The sequence below is a fragment of the Francisella noatunensis subsp. noatunensis genome, assembly GCF_009823375.1.
Lineage (GTDB): Bacteria > Pseudomonadota > Gammaproteobacteria > Francisellales > Francisellaceae > Francisella > Francisella noatunensis.
The window spans coordinates 1-4,356 of the sequence record NZ_WBSX01000136.1 but is presented as its reverse complement, the minus strand read 5'-3'; the positions used below and the strand labels follow the sequence as shown (position 1 = coordinate 4,356).

The window sequence follows — 4,356 nt, the reverse complement described above, 5'->3', positions numbered from 1 at the left end:
TAAAGAGTTTGCTAAACATAAGAAGCTAACTAGCGAGACTGGCATCAAAGTATTCTTTGCTGATCCATACAGTCCTTGGCAAAGAGGTACTAATGAAAACATGAATAGGTATATCAGACAATTTATACCTAAAGGTACTAACTTTAACAATATATCTCATCAATACATTAGAAAGTTACAGATAGACTTGAATAATAGACCTAAGAAATGTTTAAATTACTTGACACCTAATGAAGTACATTTTGGTATATCTATAAACATTGAGAATACAATCTAGCAATACTTAGTTGGTATTAAATTGTTTTCTTAAATATTATTTATCGGAGATTTTGTGTGTCCCTTTACAAGCTTTTGAAATATAAAAAGTAGGCTTTATATTAAATTTTTCAAAATAGTTTTTTTCTAAGTATTTTGTGTAATCCTTCAAAAGTTTGGTCGGCAGGAGGTGTATGGTTGAGCCTCCAAAACCTCCACCGGTCATTCTAGCTCCATAAACTCCAGCAAAACTTTGAGATAGCTCGACTAAGTAATCAAGCTCATTACAACTAACTTTATAATCATTTTTTAAAGAGTTGTGAGATTGGTACATTAGTTTACCTAAATTACTCCAATCTTTAGTTGTCATTGCACTAGTAGCATCTACCACTCTTTGACTCTCTGTGTAGACATGTAATGCCAGTTTATAGTCTGCCTCGTTAAAATTAGCTTTAGTATGCTTTAATTTTTCTATATTTAGCTCGCGTAAGGATTTTATATTATTAAATTTAGCTATATCTTCACAGACTTGACGGCGTTTATTATAAGCAGAATCCGCTAGATTGTGTTTAATATTTGTATCACAAATTAGCACCGATAGGTTATCAAGCTCAAAAGGTATGTTGTCACAATGATTATCATTACAATCAATCATTGTTGCAGCATTTTGTTTTGAAAATAAACAAGCCATCTGATCCATAATTCCACACTTTGTACCAATATATTCATGCTCAACTTTTTGAGCAATTTTTGCAAGCTCAAGTTTAGAAATGTTTAGTTCATAAATCTCATTATAAGCATAAGCTAACGCAGTATTTAACGAAGCAGATGATGAAAGACCAGCCCCAAAAGGTAAATCACTAAAAATATAAATATCTGCTCCTTTTATATCATTATAGAAATCTAGTTTAATTATATTTATAGCGCCTTTTATATAGTTTTGCCATGTATTTGATACTTCTTGCTGTACTTCACTGATATTAAAAGAAGTTGAGTCATCAAGATTTTCACTATAGACATTTACAGTATCATCACTTCTTGTTGCGATAGATATAAAAGTACCTTTGTTGATAGCAAATGGCATTACATAACCATTATTATAATCAGTATGTTCTCCAATTAAATTTACTCTGCCAGGCGAGAAAAAAACTTGGGGGTTTTTACCATAAAGTTTAACGAAACGATTGATTAAATTATCTTTGATATAGTCCATCATAATTATAGCTCTCTTAAAACTTGTGCTGCTAGCTCTGGAGTGATATCCCTTTGTGATTCTCCAAGCATTTCAAAACCAACCATAAATTTTTTAACTGTTGCTGAACGCAATAATGGCGGATAGAAATGTGCATGAAGCTGCCAGTAATCAGACTCTGTAGCATTTATTGAACCATGCCAACCCATCGAATATGGGAAGGAAATATCAAACAGCTTGTCATATTTTACTAATAGTACTTTTAGAGCATTAGCAAGTGATTTTCTTTGCAAATTATCCAGATGATTAATATGAGGACATTTAAATTTTGGCAACAACAATGTCTCATATGGCCATGTTGCCCAAAATGGTACAACAATTAACCAGTCATCATTTTGATAAACAATTCGATCTTTTTCCTTTATTTCTCTATTTGCATAATCTATCAGTATACTAGATTTGTTTTTCTCAAAATATTGTTGTTGCGACTTATACTCTTTTTGAGCTTCTGTAGGTAAGAAATCACAAGCCCAAATTTGTCCATGAGGATGAGGATTTGAGCAACCCATAATTGAACCTTTATTTTCAAAAACTTGTATCCACTGATATTTTTTGCTGAGTTCATTGACTTCAGTCGCCCATAAATCTACAACTTTAGTTATATCTTCTTCTTGCATTGACGCCATTGTCAGATTATGTTTAGCAGAAAAACAAACAACCTTAGTAATACCTGTAGCACCACTTAATTGGAATAAATCATCATTTATCTCAAGTTTAGGGTCTATTTTTTCTTTAGAAAGTGCTGAGAAATCATTTTCAAATACAAAAGTTTCTTTGAAGTCAGGATTTATTTCTCCATTTGCTCGAGTATTAGTTGGACAAAGATAGCACTTATCATCATACTCAGGTAATGTATTTTTTTGTGTTTCTTCTGATTGACCTTGCCAAGGTCTATTTAATCTGTGAGGTGATACTAATACCCATTCGTTAGTCAAAATATTTTTACGACGGTGGGAGGATTTTAGTTGTGATATTGTAGCTGAAATCTTCATTTATAATTAAAAAAATGTTGTTTTTTATTTTGAGTATAGTATATCATAAGTAATTGGAGTATTTAGTAAAAATTAATGTAGGAAGTTTGTATGCAGAGTGAAAAAATAAATTCTGTAGTCATTCGTGTGGCTATAATAGCAGCACTTGCTGGTTTACTTTTTGGTATGGATATTGGCTATGTAAATGGTTCATTACATTTCATATCCCAAACATTTGATTTAAGTATGGCTGAAAGTGGACATGTATCTAGTGTGTTATTATTGGGTGCTGCATGTGGAGCGTTGTGTAGTGGCTTTTTATCAAAGCATTATGGTCGTAGAAAAGTTTTGTTAATTGCAGCAGCTATATTTTCTATATTTACAATTGTGGGTATTTTAGCACCTAATTATGAAATATTTATTTCATCAAGGTTTATCTTGGGCATAGCCGTAGGTATAGCTTCATTTATAGCTCCATTATATCTATCTGAGATAGCACCTAAAGAGTTTAGGGGAGCACTTATAGCTTTATATCAGTTAATGATTACTATTGGTTTATTTTTGGTTTTTTTAACAAACTCTGCATTAGAAAGTACTGGTTCATGGAGAATAATGTTAGCAGTATTGGCAGTTCCATCTGTGATAATGTTTTTTGGGTGTTTGACGTTACCAAGAAGCCCTAGATGGTTAGTATTAAAAGGTAATAATGAAGAAGCTGCGTTAGTTCTGAAGAAGATAAGATCAAGTGAAGCAGAAGCTTTAGAAGAGCATGAGGAAATTAGACAAACAACTCATACAGGTGTTAGTATTTTTTCTCTACTAAAGCAAAAGTTTTTTATAAAAGTAGTATTACTAGGTATTGCTCTGCAAGCATTTCAACAATTTACAGGTATGAATGCTTTTATGTATTATTCAACTGATATTTTTAAGTTAGCAGGATTTACTAATCCTTCAACATCTACAATAGTAATTGGTTTACTTAATATGTTGACTACATTCTTAGCGATTAAGTACGTTGATAAGTTTGGACGTAAGCCTATTCTATACTTTGGTTTAAGTCTACTTATTACATCATGCCTAGTAGTAGGGTTTGCATATGGTCAGCCAATGGTTTTATCTCAGACACTACAATGGACTGCGTTAATTTTTTGTCTATTATTTATTTTTGGTTTTGCGATATCTATGGGGCCTGTGATTTGGATTTTATGTTCTGAGATTCAACCTATTGAGGGTAGAGACTTTGGTGTAACGGCTTCAACTATGAGTAACTGGATTTGTAATGCTATTATTGGTAATTTTGCACTAACTTGGTTAACGTTCCATCCTGATAGTACGTTCTTTGGATTTGCGATATCTTGTATAGTTTGCTTACTATTTGTTAAGTTTTTTGTACCAGAGACAAAAGATGTTTCATTGGAAGAGATTGAAAATAATCTAAGAGCTGGCAAGCGTCTAGCTAAGATTGGTAGTTAATTTTATAAAAGCTAGATTGTATTCTGAAAGTTTTAAATAGTTGAAAGAGAGTTCCAAATATAGTTTATTAGGTTTTGACGAAACTAAAATAAACGATAAGGAACTAAAAAATGCCAAAGCACTTAACTCTTTCAAATAGATATTGTATAGAAGAATTACTTAAATTAGGATACCAAACATCTCAAATAGCCAATAAAATTGGCTATAGTGAAAGAGCTATAAAAAAGGAACTTAATCGCACTAGTATAAATAGTGACTATAATGCTGAGATAGCACAGAAGCTATATCAAAGCCGCAGAACTTCAAATAATCATAAGCTATCCTGTAAAGTTAAAAAGCTAATAATAGCTTTGTTAAAAAAGAAGATATCTCCGGAACTTATTTGTGGTAGATTAAAACATGAGG

General features: G+C 31.8%; 5 protein-coding genes. 3 read left to right on the top strand and 2 right to left on the bottom strand.

Going from position 1 to position 4,356, the window contains the following annotated elements; genetic code table 11:
* Window positions 1–277, top strand: a 277-nt coding sequence (locus tag F8C69_RS09290; RefSeq protein ID WP_159184972.1) for an IS30 family transposase, incomplete at its 5' end; no start/stop codon positions are given.
* 36 nt (window positions 278–313) lie between these two features.
* Here F8C69_RS09290 and galK read toward each other — a convergent pair.
* Both galK and F8C69_RS09280 read right to left on the bottom strand, forming a co-directional pair.
* Window positions 314–1,471, bottom strand: coding sequence for a galactokinase (galK, locus tag F8C69_RS09285; protein ID WP_159184971.1), 1,158 nt, complete (start codon window positions 1,469–1,471; stop codon window positions 314–316).
* Window positions 1,472–1,473: 2 nt separating this feature from the next.
* A complete protein-coding gene (locus F8C69_RS09280; RefSeq protein ID WP_159184970.1) occupies window positions 1,474–2,499 on the bottom strand; it encodes a UDP-glucose--hexose-1-phosphate uridylyltransferase in 1,026 nt (341 codons plus the stop codon).
* Between the two features lie 90 nt (window positions 2,500–2,589).
* Here F8C69_RS09280 and F8C69_RS09275 point away from each other — a divergent pair, with 90 nt between their 5' ends.
* Together F8C69_RS09275 and F8C69_RS09270 are read left to right on the top strand one after the other, a co-directional pair.
* Window positions 2,590–3,951, top strand: a complete 1,362-nt coding sequence (locus tag F8C69_RS09275; protein WP_159184969.1) for a sugar porter family MFS transporter — start codon at window positions 2,590–2,592, stop codon at window positions 3,949–3,951.
* A gap of 110 nt (window positions 3,952–4,061) precedes the next feature.
* On the top strand, window positions 4,062–4,356 hold a 295-nt coding region (locus F8C69_RS09270; protein ID WP_159184785.1), incomplete at its 3' end, for a helix-turn-helix domain-containing protein.